Origin of the sequence: Micromonospora sp. NBC_00898 (assembly GCF_045207895.1) — a bacterium.
Classification (GTDB): domain Bacteria; phylum Actinomycetota; class Actinomycetes; order Mycobacteriales; family Micromonosporaceae; genus Micromonospora.
On record NZ_CP108775.1, the window covers coordinates 5,480,652 to 5,496,605 of the forward strand.

A 15,954-nucleotide genomic window follows, 5' to 3' on the forward strand; every position below is an offset into this window, starting at 1 on the left:
CGGGGTGACGGCACCACCGCTCGGCTTCACCGGGGTGACGATCGACCGAGCCGGTTCCGGACAGCTACCCGGTCCGGCCCGGCCGGCTCACTGCGCCGCGGCGAGACCGAAGAGCGGCAGGCAGGCGTCGTGGCGTGCGCGGCGCCGAGGCCGGCGAAGGCCAGGTGCAGCATCGCCGCGCGCATCTCTCGGCCGACGCCCCGCCCCTGGTGGTCGATTCCCACCCACGACCCGCTCCGCACCTCCCGCGTGGTCGCGAAATCCCGGGCCCGCATGCTCTGTACGCCCACCGGGCGGCCGGCCGAGAACACCGCCAGCTCCAGCGCCCAGTCCTGTGGCGTCCAGGAGCCGCGACAGTGCCAGTGGGACTGCACCAGGTGGCGGGCCCGCTCGACGGGCGGCAGATCGGTCCACGGCGTGAGGAACGGCCGCTGGCCAGGCTCGTGGACCCCCCGCGCGGCGAGATCAGCCAGTTCGGCCAACTCCTCGTCGGTCGGCGGACGCAGTTCCAGCCGGTCGGTCCGGACGCGCAGCCCGAGCAGGGGCCAGTGGTCGATCAGCACGCCACATTCTGTGCGGGGGCCGCAGCCACGGCAACGGGTTTCACCAGCCGCCGGACTCAACCCACGCCGTCGTCGGCGGGAGGTGCCTTCGACGCCTGCCGGGCCGCCTCGATGACCTCGGTCAGCGTCGCGTGCAGGCGCTTGAGGTCCTCGAGCGGCATGCCCAGCCGCTCGACGATGGCCGGCGGGATGCGCTCGGCCTGACCGCGCAGCGCCAGACCGCTGGCGGTGAGCGTGACGGCGAGGCTGCGCTCGTCGGCCGGGTCGCGCTCGCGCCGCAGGTAGCCGATCGCCTCCAGCCGCTTGAGCAGGGGCGACAGGGTGCCCGGGTCGAGTTGCAGGAGGCGGCTCAGCTCGCGTACGGAGAGCGGCGCGTGCTGCCAGAGGGCCAGCATCACCAGGTACTGCGGGTGCGTGAGTCCCATCGGTTCGAGCAGCGGGCGGTAGACGGCCACCACGCCGCGGGCCGCGACGGAGAGGGCGAAGCAGACCTGCTGTTCCAACGCCAGCGGATCGTCGATGTCGCTCAGGTCACCCATCCGGTCAGCCCCTCCCTCTCGCTGTTACCGTACCAATAGTTGGGGTGCCAATCGTTGGAGCACCAATGGTGAGGGGTGGGACACATGGCGGAGGAGCACAAGACTCCGGACCAGGGCAAGGGCGGCCGGATCCTTGACTGGGTCTACCGGAACCTTGCCGGCCCCGCGACGGTCGACAACGCCGTCCACGGCGGCTCTCAGGAGGCACGGGAGCAGTGGAAGCGGGACCTGGAGCGGCGTAAGCAGTGGAGCCGGGAGCAGCGCGAGCGCAAGCGCGCCGAGCGCGAGGCGCGCCGCGGGCTCTGACCGGCGCCCCCGGATCCCGCTGCACACCTCGCCGCCCGGCGGTGGGCGCTCAGCCGTCGAGGATCGACAGGTCCAGCCGGCCCAGCCGCTCCGGGTCGGTGAGTACGTCGATCGCGACGATCTTCCCGGCCGTGACGGTGAAGCCCATCACCGAGACCGGCCGGCCCTGCACGACGACCACGACCCCGGCGGCACCGTTGACCAGCGCGGGACGCGCGAACGGGGAGAGCCGCCCGAAGGTGAGCGCCTGCCCGGCCACCGTGTTCGCGCCGGTGAGCACGACGCTGTGCCGGGCCCGGGTGAGCCCGCCGTCGGCCCGCAGCACCACGTCGGGGTGGAGCACCGCGACGAGCGCGTCGAAGTCCCCGTCGTGGGCGGCGGCGAAGAACGCCGAGACGACCTCCCGGCGACGGCTCGCGTCCGGATCCGGGTCGGGGGCCTGCCCGCGTACCCGGCGGCGGGCCCGGCTCGCCAACTGCCGGGCCGCGGTCGGGGTCCGCTCGATCATCGGGGCGATCTCCTCGAACGGCACGGCGAACATGTCATGCAGCACGAACGCGAGCCGCTCGGCCGGCGTCAGCGTCTCCAGCACCACCAGCAGCGCCAGCCCGACCGAGTCGGCGAGCAGCACCTCCCGCTCGGGGTCGGCACCGGACTCCGGGCTGATGATCAGATCGGGCACCCGCACGCCGAGCGGCTCCTCCTGCCGGTGCGCCCGCGCCCGCAGCATGTTCAGGCATACCCGGGCCACCACCGTGGTCAGCCAGCCACCGAGGTTCTCCACACCGCTGGTGTCGGCGCGGCTGACCCGCAGCCAGGCGTCCTGAACGGCGTCGTCCGCCTCGCTCACCGAACCGAGCATCCGGTACGCCACCGCCCGCAGCCTGCTCCGCTGCTCCTCGAAACGCTCGGTCAGAAATTCCTGCTCGTCCACCGGTCACATTCCCTTCTCACCGGGTGTCACAGCGGTAGACCCACGAAACACCGCCGATGTGACCGGGAGATCGACTCCCGGACCGAACAAGCTTGGAGCAGCCATGACGTCACCCATTCTGGTCACCGGTGGCACCGGCACCCTCGGCCGCCTCGTCGTACCGCTGCTGCGGGACGCCGGCCGTGACGTGCGGGTGCTGAGCCGGGGCCGCCAGCAGCCCGGCAACGGCGTTGAGCACGGCACCGGCGACCTGCTCACCGGCGCCGGAGTCGAGTCGGCGGTAGCCGGGGTCGAGACCGTCCTGCACCTCGCGGGCGGCCCCAAGGGCGACGACGAGGCGACCCGCAACCTGGTCCGGGCCGCGTCGCGGGCCGGGGTGCGGCATCTGGTGTACATCTCCGTCATCGGCGCGGACCGGGTCCCGCTGAGCTGGCTCCGGTCCAAGCTGGACGCGGAGCGGGCCATCGCCGACTCCGGCCTGGCGTGGACGACGCTGCGGGCCGCCCAGTTCCACAACCTGGTCTTCACCATGGTGGAGAAGATGGCGAAGCTGCCGGTGGTGCCGGCGCCCGGGGGACTCCGGTTGCAGCCGGTCGACGCGCGCGACGTGGCGGAACGGCTCGTGGAGTTGACGCTCGGCGAGCCCGCCGGCCTGGTGCCCGACCTGGCCGGCCCCGGGGTGTACGGCCTGGCCGAGCTGACCCGCAGCTACCTGCGGGGACAGGGCAAGCGCCGCCCGATGCTGCCGGTCCGGCTGCCGGGGAAGGCCGGCCGGGCGTACCGGGCAGGCGAGAACCTGACGCTCGACGGCGCCGACGTGGGCGCGCGGACCTGGGAGAACTTCCTGGCCGAGCGGCTGCCCGCCGCAGGCTGAGCGCCGCACCGCGGCGGGCCGTTTAGCGGCCCGCCGCGGCGCTTCCCCGTTCAATCCCGGTCCACCACCTGGTGAACCGCGGATCAGTGTTGGCGGAGCGAGGTGAAGAACTGCCTCAGTTCACCGGCGAGCAGGTCCGGTTCCTCCAACGGCATGAAATGCCCGCCCCGGCCCGGCTCGCTCCAGTGCCGGATGTCGGTGCAGGCGCGCTCGGCGATCTCCCGGGGGAAGCCGGCCTGCGAGGGTTCGGTGCTCACCGTGAACGCGGCGGGCACGGTGATGTCGGGTCGTGGGCTGTTGTGGTCGAAGTCGAAGTACTGCCGGAACGACGAGCCGATCGCGCCGCTCGCCCAGTACAGGGTGATGATCGTCAGCAGGGTGTCCCGGTCGAACCGGCTCTCCAGGTCACCGTGGTTGTCGCTCCAGTCCCGGTACTTGTCGACAAGCCAGGCGGCCAGCCCGACCGGGGAGTCGGCCAGCGCCGCGGCGATGGTGTCCGGACGGGTGCCCATGATGGCGCTGTAACCCCCGTCGGTCAGGTCGTACGCCGCCTCGGCATCGAGATACGCCTGCTCGGCCGGGGACAGCGGGTGGGAGTCGAAGCTGGCCGGGAACGGTGGATGGATCATGTGGATGCCGGCCACCTGCCCGGGATACAGGGCACCGAGCCATCCCGTGACCACGCCGCCCACGTCACCCCCGAACGCGCCGTACCGTTCATGGCCGAGGACCTCGGTCATCAAGGTGTGCAGCGTCCGGGCCATGGTGGCGCGGGTCAGCGGCCCCTTCGGCAGCTCCGACCAGAGGAAACCGGGCAGCGAGGGCACCACCACGTCGAACGCCCCGGCGGGGTCGCCCCCGTAGCGGGCGGGATCGGTCAGGCGGTCGACCAGTGGCAGCATCTCCACGAAGCTGCTGGGCCAGCCGTGACTCAGGATCAGCGGCAGCGGCGCCGGCGTGCCCGCCGGACGCTTCCCGACCACCCGAAGGAAGTGCAGCCGTCGGCCGTCGATCTCGGCCAGGTGGTGGGGCAGCGCATTGAGTTCGGCTTCGCGAGCCCGCCAGTCGAACCCGTCGGTCCAGTACGACACCAGGTGCCGCAGGTAGTCGGGATCGGCGCCGGCCTGCCAAGGCAGGTCGCCGCTGCGGCCGGTAAAGCGGGTACGGGCCAGACGGGCCCGCAGATCGTCGAGTACCTCGTCGGATACGTCGATGCGGAACGGGGTGAAGTTCATTGTTCCTCCGGTAAGGAGGGCGCTCCCCGACGCGAGGTCAGCTGAAAGGAATGGCCGGAAGGAGCGCCCAGACGTGACATCGGGTCTTCACCGGGCTCACCTCCCCTCATCGCTGACAGGCGTCACCCTACACACGCCCGGCGCACCGGACCAGGGGCGTCCGCCGTTCCCGCGACCGGAAACCTCCGCCCTGACGGAGCGGACCGGCCGGGACATCCAAGAGTCCCTTGCCCTCCAGCCCCGCCAGCGCCCGGCGGACCTCCGGGTGGGACAGCCCCGTCCGTTCCGACAGCTCCTCCGCATCGACCGCCGGGCTGGCGGTCAACGCCAGGTACACCTGTTCCTCACCGGGTTCGACGCCGACCACCTCCAGCATCCTCGCCCCCTCCACCCGGCGGCCCTGATCCATGGGCGAGCTGGGTGGGCAGCAGTTTAGCCAGCTCTCCACGTATGCCAAGGCCACGTCCACATGGCGGACAAACCGCCGATCCCGCCGTCGGCGGCGCAGCCACGGACCGCGGGAGGCGGACGGGTATCACGCCAGGGCAGCCGCCTTGCGCAGCAGCACCGACCGCTCGCGGGCGTTGCGGCACAGTCGGGCGGCGAGCTCCAGCTCGGCCCGGGCCTCGGCGGTCCGGCCGAGCCGCACGAGCAATTCGCCACGCACGCTCGGGAGCAGGTACGACCCCGACAGGCGGTCGGACGCGACGAGCTCATCCACGATGGACAGCGCCTGCTGTGGTCCATTCGCCATCGCGACGGCGACGGCCCGGTTGAGCTCGACGACGGGTGACGGAGCCACACGGCCGAGCGCCTCATAGAGGAGCACGACACGCTCCCAGTCGGTCTCCGGCACCGAGGACGCCGACGCGTGGCAGGCGGCGATCGCTGCCTGCAGCCCGTACGCTCCGAGGCCGCGCCCGACAGCCGAGGCCCGGCCGATCGCGGCCAGACCGCGACGGATCGCCGACCGGTCCCACAGGCGCCGGTCCTGATCCTCCAAGAGCACCGCCTCGCCATCAGGCCGGGTGCGTGCGGGAAAGCGCGCGGCCGTGAGCTCGAACAGGGCGAGCAGCCCGTACGCCTCCGGCTCATCGGGCAGCAATGCCGCCAGCATCCGGGCCAGCCGGATCGCCTCGTACGCGAGATCGGGGCGCAGCAGGCGGTCACCGGTCGTCGCCGTCGAGCCCTCCGTGAAAATCACGTACAGCACGCTCAGGACACCGCCGAGCCGTTCGCGCCGTTCCTCGGACGGCGGCAGCTCGAACGGCACTCCGGCCGCGGCGATCGTCTTCTTCGCCCGCGTGATCCGCGCCTGGACCGTCGGCACGGGCACGAGGAACGCCCGGGCGATCTCCTCGCTCGCCAGGCCGCCGACCGCGCGTAGCGTCAGGGCCACGCGGGCCTCGGGCGAGAGCACCGGATGGCAGGCCACGAACATCAGCGCGAGGACGTCGTCGTCGACCCGGTCGGGATCCCAGGGCAGGTCGTCCGGCCGGTCCCGCGGAGCCACCGCGCCCGAGCTCGCCTCACCCTCGGCGAGCTGGCCGGCGAGCATGGCGTACCGCTCGTCGAGTGCCGCCCGGCGGCGGAAGCTGTCGATGGCGCGCCGCCGCGCGGTCGTGAGCAGCCAGCCCACCGGGTTCGCCGGCGCACCGTCGCGCGACCAGGTGACGAGCGCCTCCGCCACCGCCTCCTGCGCGACGTCCTCGGCGAGCTCGAAGTCCCCGGTGTAGCGGGCCAGCGCACCGACGATCCGCGCGGACTCGATCCGCCAGACGGCCTCGACGGCCCGCCGCGCCGACTCGGTGCTCGGCGGGCCGCCGGTGGCCGCGGGCGTCACCGCTGGCCGGTCCGCTCGCGCCACGCCAGCTCCTTGATGATCCACTCGTTGTCCTGCGGAAACTCGTCGATGCTCGGCACGCGGCGGATCTCGCACTTCGTGCCCGCAACTGCCGGGAGTCGCTTGGCCCACTCGACCGCCTCCTCCTTCGAAGCCACGTCGATCACGTAGAAGCCGCCGAACAGCTCCTTCGTCTCGCCGTACGGACCGTCGGTGACCACCGGCGTCTCGCCGCTGAAGTCGACCACCACGCCCTGGGCCGGGTCGTCCAGGCCCTCGGCGGCGACGAGCACGCCGGCCCGGATCATCTCCTCATTGAAGCGACCCACCGTCTCGAGCATCTGCTCGAAGGGCGTCTCCATCATCTTCGCGACCGAATCGTCCGTGCCTCGCATGATCAGCATGTACTTCGCCATCTTCGATCTCCTTGATCTCGGGGCCGCCTCTCGACCCTCTCACTCCCCGGTCGAACGGGGCAGCCGCGGATCGACACGGCAGACGACGCGGGCCATTTGAACCCCGACGAGGAGTCCAGCCCGTCGGTCTGGTCAGACGGCGTGCACCGACCGGGCCAGCTCGACGGCTGCGCAGGATGCGGACCAGTTGCGGACTGGCACCACGGACGGCGGCGTGGTCGACCTTGTACGCCCTGGCGGCGGCGGTGCGGCCCGTTGAGGGCCGCCGTGAGGCCCGGCGCCGCCATCGCCTCACGCAGGGGCGGCGGTGGGCCGCCGGCCGCGTCAATCGGTCGGGGCGCGCTCGGCGTCCGGGAGGGTGGGAGCGTCGGTGGGGTAGAGGCCGGCGACGAACCCGTAGACCTGGTCGCCGGCCCGGGGGATCTGGGCGAAGCGGCGGGCGAGTTCCTGGACCTGCGTCCAGAAGTTCCGCACCTCCTCGACCGGGATGCGTGCGTGGACGAGGGTGCACCGTAGCTCGTCGGCAGCGTGCGCCCAGGCGGACTCGGCGGCCGCCTCCGCGAGCCCGTTGATGGCGGCTACGACCTGCTTGTCCTCGGGGCGGTTGAGCACACCGATGTAGAGCGTGCGGGCGACCCGGCCGTAGAACCGCTCCTCGATCGCCCGCACCCGCCGCGTACGCACCACGCGGATCAGGCCGGCGTTGACGAGAAGGTTCACGTGGTAGGCGACGCTGCTCTTGGGACGGTCGACCGCCTGCGCCATCTCACCGACCGTGGCGGCCCGCTCCAGGAGCAGCTCCAGGAGCGTGGCGCGCAGCGGGTCGGCCAGCGCACGCAGCTGCTCGGGCGCGGTGACCACGACCATCTCGTCGAGGTCGTAGTCCGGGATCTGCTGATTGACCGACATATCTCGACCGTTCTAAGATTCTGGATCATTCGACCGTTGTCGTCCGATGACAGGAGTGTAGAGATGGCCGACGTCGTCCTGTTCCACCACCTCCAGGGGCTCACCGACGGGGTGCGCGCGCTCGCCGGACAGTTGCGCGCCGGCGGGCACACCGTGCACACGCCGGACCTGTTCGACGGCGAGCGACCGGCGACCATCGACGATGGTGTCGCGCTCACGAAGCGCATCGGGGCCGAGGTGCTCGACGAGCGCGCCGACCGAGCCGTGGCCGACCTCCCGGTGGGCCTGGTGTACGCGGGCGTCTCCTGGGGTGCTGCCAGGGCGCAGCGGCTCGCCCAGACCCGGCCCGGCGCCCGCGGCGCCCTGCTCTACGAGTCCTGCCTCCCCATCACCGGCGAGTGGGCCCTCGGGCCGTGGCCCGACGGGGTCCCGGTACAGATCCACGGCATGGACAAGGACCCGTTCTTCGCGCTGGAGGGCGACATCGACGCCGCCCGCGAGCTGGTGGAGATCGTCGGGTCCGACCTGGCCACGCTGTTCGTCTACCCGGGCGACCAGCACCTGTTCACCGACAGCTCGCTGCCGTCGTACGACGCGGACGCGACGGCGCTGGTGGTGCAGCGCTCGCGCGACTTCCTCGACCGGGTCGGCTGACCCCGGCTGCTCGGAACGCCCGATCCGTAGGCTCGGCAACGTCGGCGTGACCGACCTCGGGAAACGGCGAAGCCCAGGCCGTTGACCTGGGCTTCCGTACCGCGCCGCCGGACGGAATCGACCCGTCGACCTACGCGTTACGAGTCCGTTCCGGGCTGCTGGTCCACCGCCTGTGCGCCGCTTGACGTGTTCGACTACACACAAACCCAGCAGTACAAGCGGTGGTTTCGACCGCCGGCGTCACGTGCGAGCAGGGAGAACTCACGCAGGAAATGGGCCAGGACTGTTGCGTCACCGTGACCCCAGAACTCCTCCGTCTGAGACCAAGGGCCAGCAACTGCCGCTAACCGCTCGGGGGCTTGGTCGGCCAAAACCTGCTGTAGTTCGGCGGTGAGCGACAGCACCAGTCTCTCGCCTTCATCTCGGACGGCCACGGCCATACCGGATCGTGGACGAGCGAAGATGACCTCGGTGCTGACACCGGTGAGCAGTCCTTCCAAGGTTCCCAGCTGCACAACCGGGTCGATGCCCTTGACGGATAACACCGGCAGACCATGCTCCGAGATCCGGACGCTCGGCAGCATGAGGCGCTTCATCGCCTCTCGATCCCCCGCACGGATGGCGGCTTGCAGCTCGGGCGAAGAGGGCAGGGCTCCTCCCGGACCACCCTCAAGGTCGATCGTCGCGGCGGCCTGTTCATCGGACGCGGCCGCGAAGTAGTCGTAAAGAACTCCCACTCGAGGGATCATGCTCCATGCAGCCGACTCATGCGAGGTCGTGGGCTGCCTCTCTGCTGCGTCGACCCGCGAAGCGCACTCGGAAAGTGACCTCGACGAGGACGGCGATGAACTGCTACCCGTTGCGAAGCGGTAGAGGCGGACAGGGACGACCCCCGCCGGTGGGAGCCTGGTCCTGGTCGTCAGACACTGTCGATGGGTGTCATCGTGTGTGCCTGCGCACCGGCTGCCTTGCCGCTTCTGATGAGGCTCGGCCTGTGGGTGGTCGCCTCGGTGCGCGAACCGCCCTTCAATCCGACCCGGCCGGGCTGTCGCTTTCGTGTCGGCTCAGTGGCGGGCGTCTAGTAGTTGGTCGAGGTTCACGGCGGCGCTGATCAATGAGAGGTGGCTGAATGCTTGCGGGAAGTTGCCGACCTGCTCGCCGGTGGGCGCGATTTCCTCGGAGTAGAGGCCGAGGGGGCTGCTATAGGTGAGCATCTTCTCGAAGGTCAGCCTGGCATCGTCGAGCCGTCCCGACTGTGCGAGGGCCTGGACGTACCAGAACGTGCACATGGTGAAGGTGCTTTCCTTGCCGGGCAGGCCGTCGGGTGAGGCGTTCGGGTCGTAGCGGTAGACGAGGCTGTCGGAGACGAGTTTCGCGTCCATGGCCCGCAACGTCGACTGCCACATCGGGTCGGTTGGCGACACGAATCCGACCGTGGGCATGACGAGCAGGGACGCGTCGAGGACGTCGGACGCGTAGTGCTGCACGAAGGCACCGATGCCGGGGTGGAAGCCACGCGCCATGATCTGGTCGTAGATCTGGTCTCGGGTGCTCACCCACCGGTTGGTGTCGCCGGGTCGTCCGCGTCGGCGAGCGAGGCGGACAGCTCGGTCGAGGGCCACCCAGGACATCAGGCGCCCGTAGGTGAAGTCCTGGCGGCCGCCGCGGGTTTCCCAGATCCCGTCTTCGGGCTGGTCCCAGTTGTCGCAGAGCCAGTCCACCATTCCTGCCGTGTTCATCCACCCCTCGTGGGTGGTCTGCAGACCGTGACTGTCGGCGACGTGGAGGGCGTCGAGTCCCTCGCCGTAGATGTCGAGTTGCAGTTGGTTGGCGGCGCCGTTACCCACCCGTACGGGTGCTGATCCGCGGTAACCCTCGAAGTGGTCGAGCGTCTCCTCGGTGATATCTGGTGAGCCGTCGACGCGGTACATGATCTGCAGCGGCGTCTCCCGTTCCTTGGCCTCCCGGATCCGGTCGTCCACCCAGTGCATCAACTGCGACGCTTCGTCGGTGAAGCCCAGGCCGAGCAGCGCGTACACCGAGAGTGACGCGTCGCGGATCCAGGTGTAGCGGTAGTCCCAGTTGCGTTCCTCGCCGATCTGCTCCGGCAGCCCGGCGGTGGGAGCGGCGACCAGCGCGCCGGTCGGCGCGTACGTCATGAGTTTGAGCGTCATCGCGGACCGCTCGACCATCTCCCGCCAGCGGCCGGTGTACCGGGAGCGGCCGAGCCAGCGCCGCCAGAAGTCGCGGGTCTGCTCGAGCAGGTTGCGCACCTCGCCCGTACCAATCACCCGCGGCTGACCGGGCGACGCCGTTTCCAGGACAGCCCCGCCGTAGTCGCCCTCATGGAACGTGCCGACTATGCATACGCCCTCCTTGCTACGTCGGATCTCCGCCTCGCGCCTGAGCTCGTCGAAGCCGACGGGATTCAGGGTGAGGGTGAGGCTGGGACTGCGAAAGACGTCCCCCTCTGGGTACGTGTCGAGCTCGTGCGGATCCCGACCGTAATTGAACCGGGGTCGGCATTCGACACGGAACCGCATGCTGCCTCGGACGATCCGGATCATGCGGACCAGGCGGTGGCGGTCGGTCGCGACGTCTCCCGCGACGGGCATGAAATCCATGAGCTCACCCACGCCGTCCGCGCTGAGAAAGCGGGTGATCAGGATCGGCGTGCCGGGCAGGTACAACTGCTTACTCGTGTAGTCGACGCCCTCGGGCGAGACCCGGAAATGCCCACCCTTGTGTCGATCGAGCAGGCCGCCGAACACGCTCGGCGAATCGAAGCGTGGGGCGCAGAACCAGTCCAACGTCCCATCCGTCGCCACCAGCGCCGCGGTCTGCAGGTCACCGATCAAGCCGTGGGACTCCACCGCAGGGTACGAATCCACCCGTCCTCCCGCCCTCATCTCACCGACGGCGGCGACTACCCCAAGCCGGGCGGGACACACCTCGCGGGTCGTAACCTGCGGACATAACCCTCGATACCGGCACCGGCGGGAAAGCGTAGACGCGAGAGATCAACCACGGCAGTCCTGTACTCGGGCACGCCGGACGACCGGTGCTTGGTGAAGGGGCGAAACGAGCAGCTGCCAACAACCCTCGACGACTGCCAGCTTGGCCGTTCGAGGCCGCAGCGCCGCTGTCTGAGCCGTCGTCGGTCGGCGCTCGCGGACGGCACGAAGTTGGCCACCGGACCGGAACGCGCAAACGACGGCCTGAGAGGGATCCGCGTGGAAATAATGATGTCGGAAGGGGGTTAACCGTGAACTTGCTGAGCGTCCTGCCGCTTACGGTGGTGATGATCGCCGGTCCGCAGATCATCGGTGCCGTCTTCCTCGCCTCCAGCCGGGTGGCGAAGCGCAGCTCGCTCGCCTACCTGGTTGGGGCCGGGCTCGCCGTGCTCATCGGGCTGACCGTCTGGTACTTCGTCTTCCACGCCGTACGGGGTACGGGCGGCGGGCACGGCAAGAATGACGGTACTCGTCACCTGATCGACTGGGTGGTGTCGGCCGTGCTGTTGGCGCTGATGGTGATGGTCTTCGCCCGCCGTAAGCGGAGCCAGCCGCCGAAGTGGATGAGCAAGTTGGAGGTGGCCAGCCCGCGCTTCGCTTTCGGGTTGGGCTTTCTGCTCTTCATCGCCATGCCCAGCGACGAAGCCACCATGCTGGCGGTCGCTGGAAGCCTGGCCGGCCAGGGCAAGCCCTGGTGGCACCTGCTGCCCTTCCTGGTTCTGACGCTGCTGCTGCTGGCGTTGCCGCTACTCGCCCTGCTCGCGTTCGGTCAGCGCGTGGCGGCGGTGCTCCCGAAGGTCCGGGACTGGGCCAACGCACACTCGTGGCTGATCAGCGAGGCGGTCATCCTGATCTTCGTGGCAATCGTCGTGTCCGATCTGCTCAAGTAACCCGCCTTCACCTGGGCGTCAATCGCTGGCGGGTTGGCATGCATCTCCGTGCCGCGCGTTACCTGGGATCTCACAGAAGCGGTCCGGCTGGAGTCCACCCGTCGACGCATCAGCTAGTCCTCGGCGGTCAAACCCGCCTGCTGATTCGCCTCTGTCTTCGGCAGTCCGGAGGCTTGTAGCAGCTCACTGACGACAACGCGCAGCTGCGAGACGACGACGGTCCCGGAGAACTCGAGACCCTCGGCGCACGCCTCGTTGACTTCTTTGATGGCCTGCAGCGCCCGCGCCCGGGCACGATCCGGCTCCCGGCCGGCGAGGAAGTCACGATGCAGGAGCCTGAGCGCTTGGCCGACGGGCTCGATCGCTGCTGGAAGTCCGGCCGGCACCGGCTCACGGGCGCGTATGGTCGACACGGCCCAGTGCACCATCTCGCGGCTGTTGGTGTAGGCGAGTTCGACGTGCTCGGCGGCGTGCTCGTACCGGCGCATAATGCCCAACCGTCGTCTCCGCCACGGGGACAGAACCGCGACCTCCCGCGCTGCGGCGACCATCTCGGTCGTCTTCCGCCTTTCCGCCTCTTCCGTGCACAGGCGCTGCAGGGCGTTCTCGGCCTGCTGAACGTCACGCTCGGTCAGTGCCTTGGCAGTTGCGGTCAGTTCACGGGCGAAGACATCCAACGTCGGGCCGGCGGCGCGATGTACCACGCGCAGCGGGTTGAGCGGCATGATCAGGAACACCACGGCGAGGGCCACCACTCCACCGACCAGGGCATTCGCCGTCCGCGGCACAGCCAGGTTCGCATGTCCCGGAGACACCGTTCCCAGCAGCATGGCGGCGCTTGCTGCCTGCACCATGCCGGCGCCGGTGCCCCGAAACAAGGCTGCCGCCGAGATGGCCAATGCCACGACCAGCCCGGTTTGTACCGGCCCTCCCCCGATGACCTCGATGAGCCCCCTCCCGACCAACACCCCCAGGATCACCCCGGCGATGACTTCAAGCGTTCGCCTGGCCCGATTACCGATGGCTGCCGCGATCGTGCCGACGGCGGTGGCAGGCGCGACCAGCGGCTGCTGAGTGTGCAGCACGTCGCGCGCGATGAACAAGGCCAGCCCGGCGGCCAAGCCCGCCTGCGCCGCGACGATGAGGTACGTGCGAAGTCGCTCGTAGGCATCCTGGCCTTCTCGCCGCACACTCCCCCGCGGAACACCCCGAAGTCGGCTGCGCACCTCTCACCTCCGACCCTCCATCGGCTCTCCGACAATCGTCGTACGCCGTGAAGATCGGTTGCCCGAGATCCCCGATCTGTTGCGCCGCCGACGGCAGCCTGCCCAACCGCAGGCATCTGCCCGGACGTACCCGCCACACCATCGCGGAAGGCCTGCTGCCCACACCCGCCAGCCGGTGGCTGATCGCCGGGTCTCAAACCGACAGGGGTGGACGCCGCCGCTGAGGCTGGCTGCGCCGCTTCAGCTCGGCCGATTCATCCGAACCGAGCGGGAACCACGCGGAGGGGGCAGCGATGAGGCTGCGTATCGGGATCGCCGTTTTGCTGTCCACGCTGGTCGGTGCGCTGGTTGGGCCCGCGCCCGCCCAGGCGGAAGACCTGTCGGTGACGATCACGTCGCCGGCCAACGGGAGCACCGGGCCCAGCGACATCAGCGTCACTGGTATCTCCAACGCCGACCCGAGCGCCTACCGCCTCATCCTGGTCGTTAACGGCGAGCTAGATGCGGACCGCTCGCCTGGCGCAGCGTCAGGTTGGGGATCGCACAAGATCGGATTAGATCTGCCATGCTGCGCCTGCTCGGTGCTCTCACAGGTGGCCTGGTTTGGCCCCGATGACACCACCTAGGAACGCGCTGAATTATGGCGTGGCTTCTGTACCTGTTTGTATTGATGTGAGATAATCTTTGCGTGCAGGGTGTGGAGCGTGCTGACCGGGAGTTGCTGGACGCGGCGGCCCTGGTGGGGCATCTGGTGCCGGCGGGCAGTACGTATGCGTTCCTGGCCGAGCATCGGGGTCGGGTGTTCCCGGACGAGTTGTTCGCGGATCTGTTCCCGTCGGCCAAGGGCCGCCCGTCGATCCCGGCGCCGGTGGCGGCGTCGATCCTGACGTTGCAGACGCTGTTGGACTACTCGGATGCGGAGACCGCCGAGGCCGCCCGGTGTGACCTGCGGTGGAAGGTGGCCTGCGGGTTGGCGTTGGACGACAAGGGGTTCCACCCCTCGACGTTGACGTACTGGCGGCGCCGGCTGGCCCGTTCGGATCGCCCACACCGGATCACTGACGCGGTCCGGCAGGTGGTCGAGGCGACCGGGGTGCTGCGGGGACGGCGTCGCCGGGCGGTGGATTCCACGATCCTGGCCGACGCGGTGGCTACCCAGGACACCATCACCCAGTTGATCAGCCAGATCCGCCGGGTGGCCCGGGTGGTGCCCGGCGCCGCGGAGCAGGTCGCGGCGGCGTGTACCGGGCATGACTACACCCGGCCGGGTAAGCCGGACATCGACTGGGACGACCCGACGGCCAAGGACGCCCTCGTTTCGGCGCTGGTCAACGACGCCACCGCCCTGCTCGGCGCGCTGGCCGGGGCGACGCTGGACGAGCCGGCCGCGCAGGCCCTCGCGCTGCTGGCGTTGGTGGCCGGCCAAGACGTGGAACCGGCCGAGGGCTCCGACGGCACCGACGGGCGGTGGCGCATCGCCCGTAAGGTGGCCGAGGACCGGATCGTCTCCACCGTGGACCCCGAGGCCCGGCACACCCGCAAATCGCCTGAGGCTCGCCGCGACGGCTACCGCGCCCACGTGGCCGCCGACCCGGATACCGGCATCGTCACCGACGAGCAGTTGACCAAAGCCGCCGGTAGCGACAACTCCGATCCGGCCGTGGCGGCCCGGTTCCTCGCCAACGACCTCGCCACCAGCGACGGCGACGGCGACGGCGACGGCGACGGCGACGGCGGACCCAACACCACCAGTGCAGTCGGCACCCACACCGCCAGCGGCGCGGAGCACAGTGACGCCGAGGACGTGCCCGGCCGGGAATGGTACGGCGATTCCGCCTACGGCACCGGGGACCTACGCGATGCCCTCGGCCAGGCCGGCCACACCGCGATCATCAAACCCAAGCCGGTGCAGTCCCCGGTCGCCGGCGGGTTCACCATCGACGACTTCGCCGTGGACGAGGACGGCCAGACGGTCACCTGCCCGGCCGGGCACACCCGGCCGATCAGCCCGACCACCCGCACCGCCGCCTTCGGCGCGCTGTGCCGTACCTGCCCGCTGCGGGACCGGTGCACCAAATCCAAGACCGGCCGCAAGATCGTGCTGCACGAACACGACGCCCTGCTGCGCCAAGCCCGCCGGGACTGGACAACCGACCCGACCCTGCGGGAGCGGTACCGCCGGCACCGGCCCAACATCGAACGGGTCATCGCGCAGGTCGCCAGCCGCGGCGGACGCCGGCTGAAACTGCGCTACCGCGGCGTGGAACCCAACAACGCCTGGCTCAAACGACGCACCGCAGCGCTCAACCTCCGCAACCTGATCAACCGCGGCCTGCACTACACCAACGGATGGGCCCTGACCACCTGCTGAACCGGCTAACACCAGAGCCGAAAGACACCAGCACGACCTCATCCACCAGTCCACCAACGCCCAGACCCCCTACAACGTCACCACCTCGACCCGACCGCTTTCCAGCCGCTGGCAACCCGACCAAGCATCCACGCAGGGCATACCCCGAGGAACACCGAAATTCAGCACGTTCCTAGACGA

At 69.9% G+C, this 15,954-nt stretch carries 16 protein-coding genes and 2 pseudogenes; 7 read left to right on the forward strand and 11 right to left on the reverse strand.

What is annotated here, in order from left to right; all coding sequences use genetic code 11:
* Positions 1 to 26 precede the first annotated feature (26 nt).
* Together OG799_RS26620 and OG799_RS26625 are read right to left on the reverse strand one after the other, a co-directional pair.
* Positions 27 to 563, reverse strand: a complete 537-nt coding sequence (locus tag OG799_RS26620) for a GNAT family N-acetyltransferase; N-acetyltransferase (RefSeq protein ID WP_406038656.1) — start codon at positions 561 to 563, stop codon at positions 27 to 29.
* Positions 564 to 619: 56 nt separating this feature from the next.
* The gene (locus tag OG799_RS26625) at positions 620 to 1,102 is read right to left on the reverse strand and encodes a MarR family winged helix-turn-helix transcriptional regulator (RefSeq protein WP_406038658.1); all 483 of its coding nucleotides are present in this window, start codon (positions 1,100 to 1,102) and stop codon (positions 620 to 622) included.
* A gap of 84 nt (positions 1,103 to 1,186) precedes the next feature.
* Here OG799_RS26625 and OG799_RS26630 point away from each other — a divergent pair, with 84 nt between their 5' ends.
* Positions 1,187 to 1,408, forward strand: a complete 222-nt coding sequence (locus OG799_RS26630) for a hypothetical protein (protein ID WP_406038660.1) — start codon at positions 1,187 to 1,189, stop codon at positions 1,406 to 1,408.
* A gap of 49 nt (positions 1,409 to 1,457) precedes the next feature.
* Here the strand turns inward: OG799_RS26630 and OG799_RS26635 are convergent, their stop codons facing one another.
* A complete protein-coding gene (locus tag OG799_RS26635; RefSeq protein ID WP_406038662.1) occupies positions 1,458 to 2,342 on the reverse strand; it encodes a sigma-70 family RNA polymerase sigma factor in 885 nt (294 codons plus the stop codon).
* A gap of 103 nt (positions 2,343 to 2,445) precedes the next feature.
* Here OG799_RS26635 and OG799_RS26640 point away from each other — a divergent pair, with 103 nt between their 5' ends.
* Entirely contained in the window at positions 2,446 to 3,216 is a 771-nt protein-coding gene (locus OG799_RS26640; RefSeq protein WP_406038664.1) for an SDR family oxidoreductase, read from the forward strand.
* An 83-nt stretch (positions 3,217 to 3,299) separates the two neighbouring features.
* Here OG799_RS26640 and OG799_RS26645 read toward each other — a convergent pair whose 3' ends face one another.
* The 5 genes from OG799_RS26645 to OG799_RS26665 all read right to left on the reverse strand — a co-directional run bounded on the left by OG799_RS26645 (position 3,300) and on the right by OG799_RS26665 (position 7,619).
* Positions 3,300 to 4,451, reverse strand: a complete 1,152-nt coding sequence (locus tag OG799_RS26645; RefSeq protein ID WP_406038666.1) for an epoxide hydrolase family protein — start codon at positions 4,449 to 4,451, stop codon at positions 3,300 to 3,302.
* Positions 4,452 to 4,578: 127 nt separating this feature from the next.
* On the reverse strand, positions 4,579 to 4,860 hold the full coding sequence (locus tag OG799_RS26650; RefSeq protein ID WP_406038668.1) for a helix-turn-helix domain-containing protein: 282 nt from the start codon (positions 4,858 to 4,860) through the stop codon (positions 4,579 to 4,581).
* Positions 4,861 to 4,986: 126 nt separating this feature from the next.
* Complete coding sequence (locus OG799_RS26655) at positions 4,987 to 6,318, reverse strand: RNA polymerase sigma factor (protein ID WP_406038670.1); 1,332 nt, start codon at positions 6,316 to 6,318, stop codon at positions 4,987 to 4,989.
* Complete coding sequence (locus tag OG799_RS26660; RefSeq protein ID WP_406038672.1) at positions 6,291 to 6,710, reverse strand: YciI family protein; 420 nt, start codon at positions 6,708 to 6,710, stop codon at positions 6,291 to 6,293. The genes OG799_RS26655 and OG799_RS26660 overlap by 28 nt, the downstream gene beginning before the upstream one ends.
* Before the next feature lie 324 nt (positions 6,711 to 7,034).
* Positions 7,035 to 7,619, reverse strand: coding sequence for a helix-turn-helix domain-containing protein (locus tag OG799_RS26665; protein WP_406038674.1), 585 nt, complete (start codon positions 7,617 to 7,619; stop codon positions 7,035 to 7,037).
* A gap of 63 nt (positions 7,620 to 7,682) precedes the next feature.
* Between OG799_RS26665 and OG799_RS26670 the strand changes: the two genes are divergently transcribed.
* Entirely contained in the window at positions 7,683 to 8,273 is a 591-nt protein-coding gene (locus OG799_RS26670) for a dienelactone hydrolase family protein (RefSeq protein ID WP_406038676.1), read from the forward strand.
* 194 nt (positions 8,274 to 8,467) lie between these two features.
* Here the strand turns inward: OG799_RS26670 and OG799_RS26675 are convergent, their stop codons facing one another.
* Entirely contained in the window at positions 8,468 to 9,010 is a 543-nt protein-coding gene (locus tag OG799_RS26675; protein WP_406038678.1) for a hypothetical protein, read from the reverse strand.
* A gap of 327 nt (positions 9,011 to 9,337) precedes the next feature.
* Positions 9,338 to 11,164, reverse strand: coding sequence for a glycoside hydrolase family 15 protein (locus tag OG799_RS26680; RefSeq protein ID WP_406038679.1), 1,827 nt, complete (start codon positions 11,162 to 11,164; stop codon positions 9,338 to 9,340).
* A gap of 374 nt (positions 11,165 to 11,538) precedes the next feature.
* On the opposite strand from OG799_RS26680, the gene OG799_RS26685 reads away from it, so the two are divergent.
* Complete coding sequence (locus OG799_RS26685) at positions 11,539 to 12,177, forward strand: GAP family protein (RefSeq protein WP_406038681.1); 639 nt, start codon at positions 11,539 to 11,541, stop codon at positions 12,175 to 12,177.
* A 113-nt stretch (positions 12,178 to 12,290) separates the two neighbouring features.
* On the opposite strand, the gene OG799_RS26690 is transcribed toward OG799_RS26685, so the two are convergent.
* On the reverse strand, positions 12,291 to 13,367 hold the full coding sequence (locus tag OG799_RS26690) for an FUSC family protein (protein WP_406038683.1): 1,077 nt from the start codon (positions 13,365 to 13,367) through the stop codon (positions 12,291 to 12,293).
* A 329-nt stretch (positions 13,368 to 13,696) separates the two neighbouring features.
* Here OG799_RS26690 and OG799_RS26695 point away from each other — a divergent pair, with 329 nt between their 5' ends.
* The 3 genes and pseudogenes from OG799_RS26695 to OG799_RS26705 all read left to right on the forward strand — a co-directional run.
* Positions 13,697 to 14,029 (forward strand): hypothetical protein, encoded by a 333-nt coding sequence (locus tag OG799_RS26695; protein ID WP_406038685.1) that lies wholly within the window; start codon positions 13,697 to 13,699, stop codon positions 14,027 to 14,029.
* A 62-nt stretch (positions 14,030 to 14,091) separates the two neighbouring features.
* Positions 14,092 to 15,090, forward strand: a pseudogene (locus tag OG799_RS26700) (transposase); the annotation flags it as partial.
* A gap of 300 nt (positions 15,091 to 15,390) precedes the next feature.
* A pseudogene (locus tag OG799_RS26705) lies at positions 15,391 to 15,774 on the forward strand (transposase); the annotation flags it as partial.
* Positions 15,775 to 15,954 lie beyond the last annotated feature (180 nt).

Excerpts from the sequence above, each read along its gene's own strand:
- OG799_RS26625 (WP_406038658.1), bottom strand. The coding sequence starts at position 1,102 with ATGGGTGACCTGAGCGACATCGACGATCCGCTGGCGTTGGAACAGCAG.
- OG799_RS26630 (WP_406038660.1), top strand. The coding sequence starts at position 1,187 with ATGGCGGAGGAGCACAAGACTCCGGACCAGGGCAAGGGCGGCCGGATC.
- OG799_RS26640 (WP_406038664.1), top strand. The coding sequence starts at position 2,446 with ATGACGTCACCCATTCTGGTCACCGGTGGCACCGGCACCCTCGGCCGC.
- OG799_RS26645 (WP_406038666.1), bottom strand. The coding sequence starts at position 4,451 with ATGAACTTCACCCCGTTCCGCATCGACGTATCCGACGAGGTACTCGAC.
- OG799_RS26650 (WP_406038668.1), bottom strand. The coding sequence starts at position 4,860 with ATGGATCAGGGCCGCCGGGTGGAGGGGGCGAGGATGCTGGAGGTGGTC.
- OG799_RS26660 (WP_406038672.1), bottom strand. The coding sequence starts at position 6,710 with ATGGCGAAGTACATGCTGATCATGCGAGGCACGGACGATTCGGTCGCG.
- OG799_RS26665 (WP_406038674.1), bottom strand. The coding sequence starts at position 7,619 with ATGTCGGTCAATCAGCAGATCCCGGACTACGACCTCGACGAGATGGTC.
- OG799_RS26670 (WP_406038676.1), top strand. The coding sequence starts at position 7,683 with ATGGCCGACGTCGTCCTGTTCCACCACCTCCAGGGGCTCACCGACGGG.
- OG799_RS26695 (WP_406038685.1), top strand. The coding sequence starts at position 13,697 with ATGAGGCTGCGTATCGGGATCGCCGTTTTGCTGTCCACGCTGGTCGGT.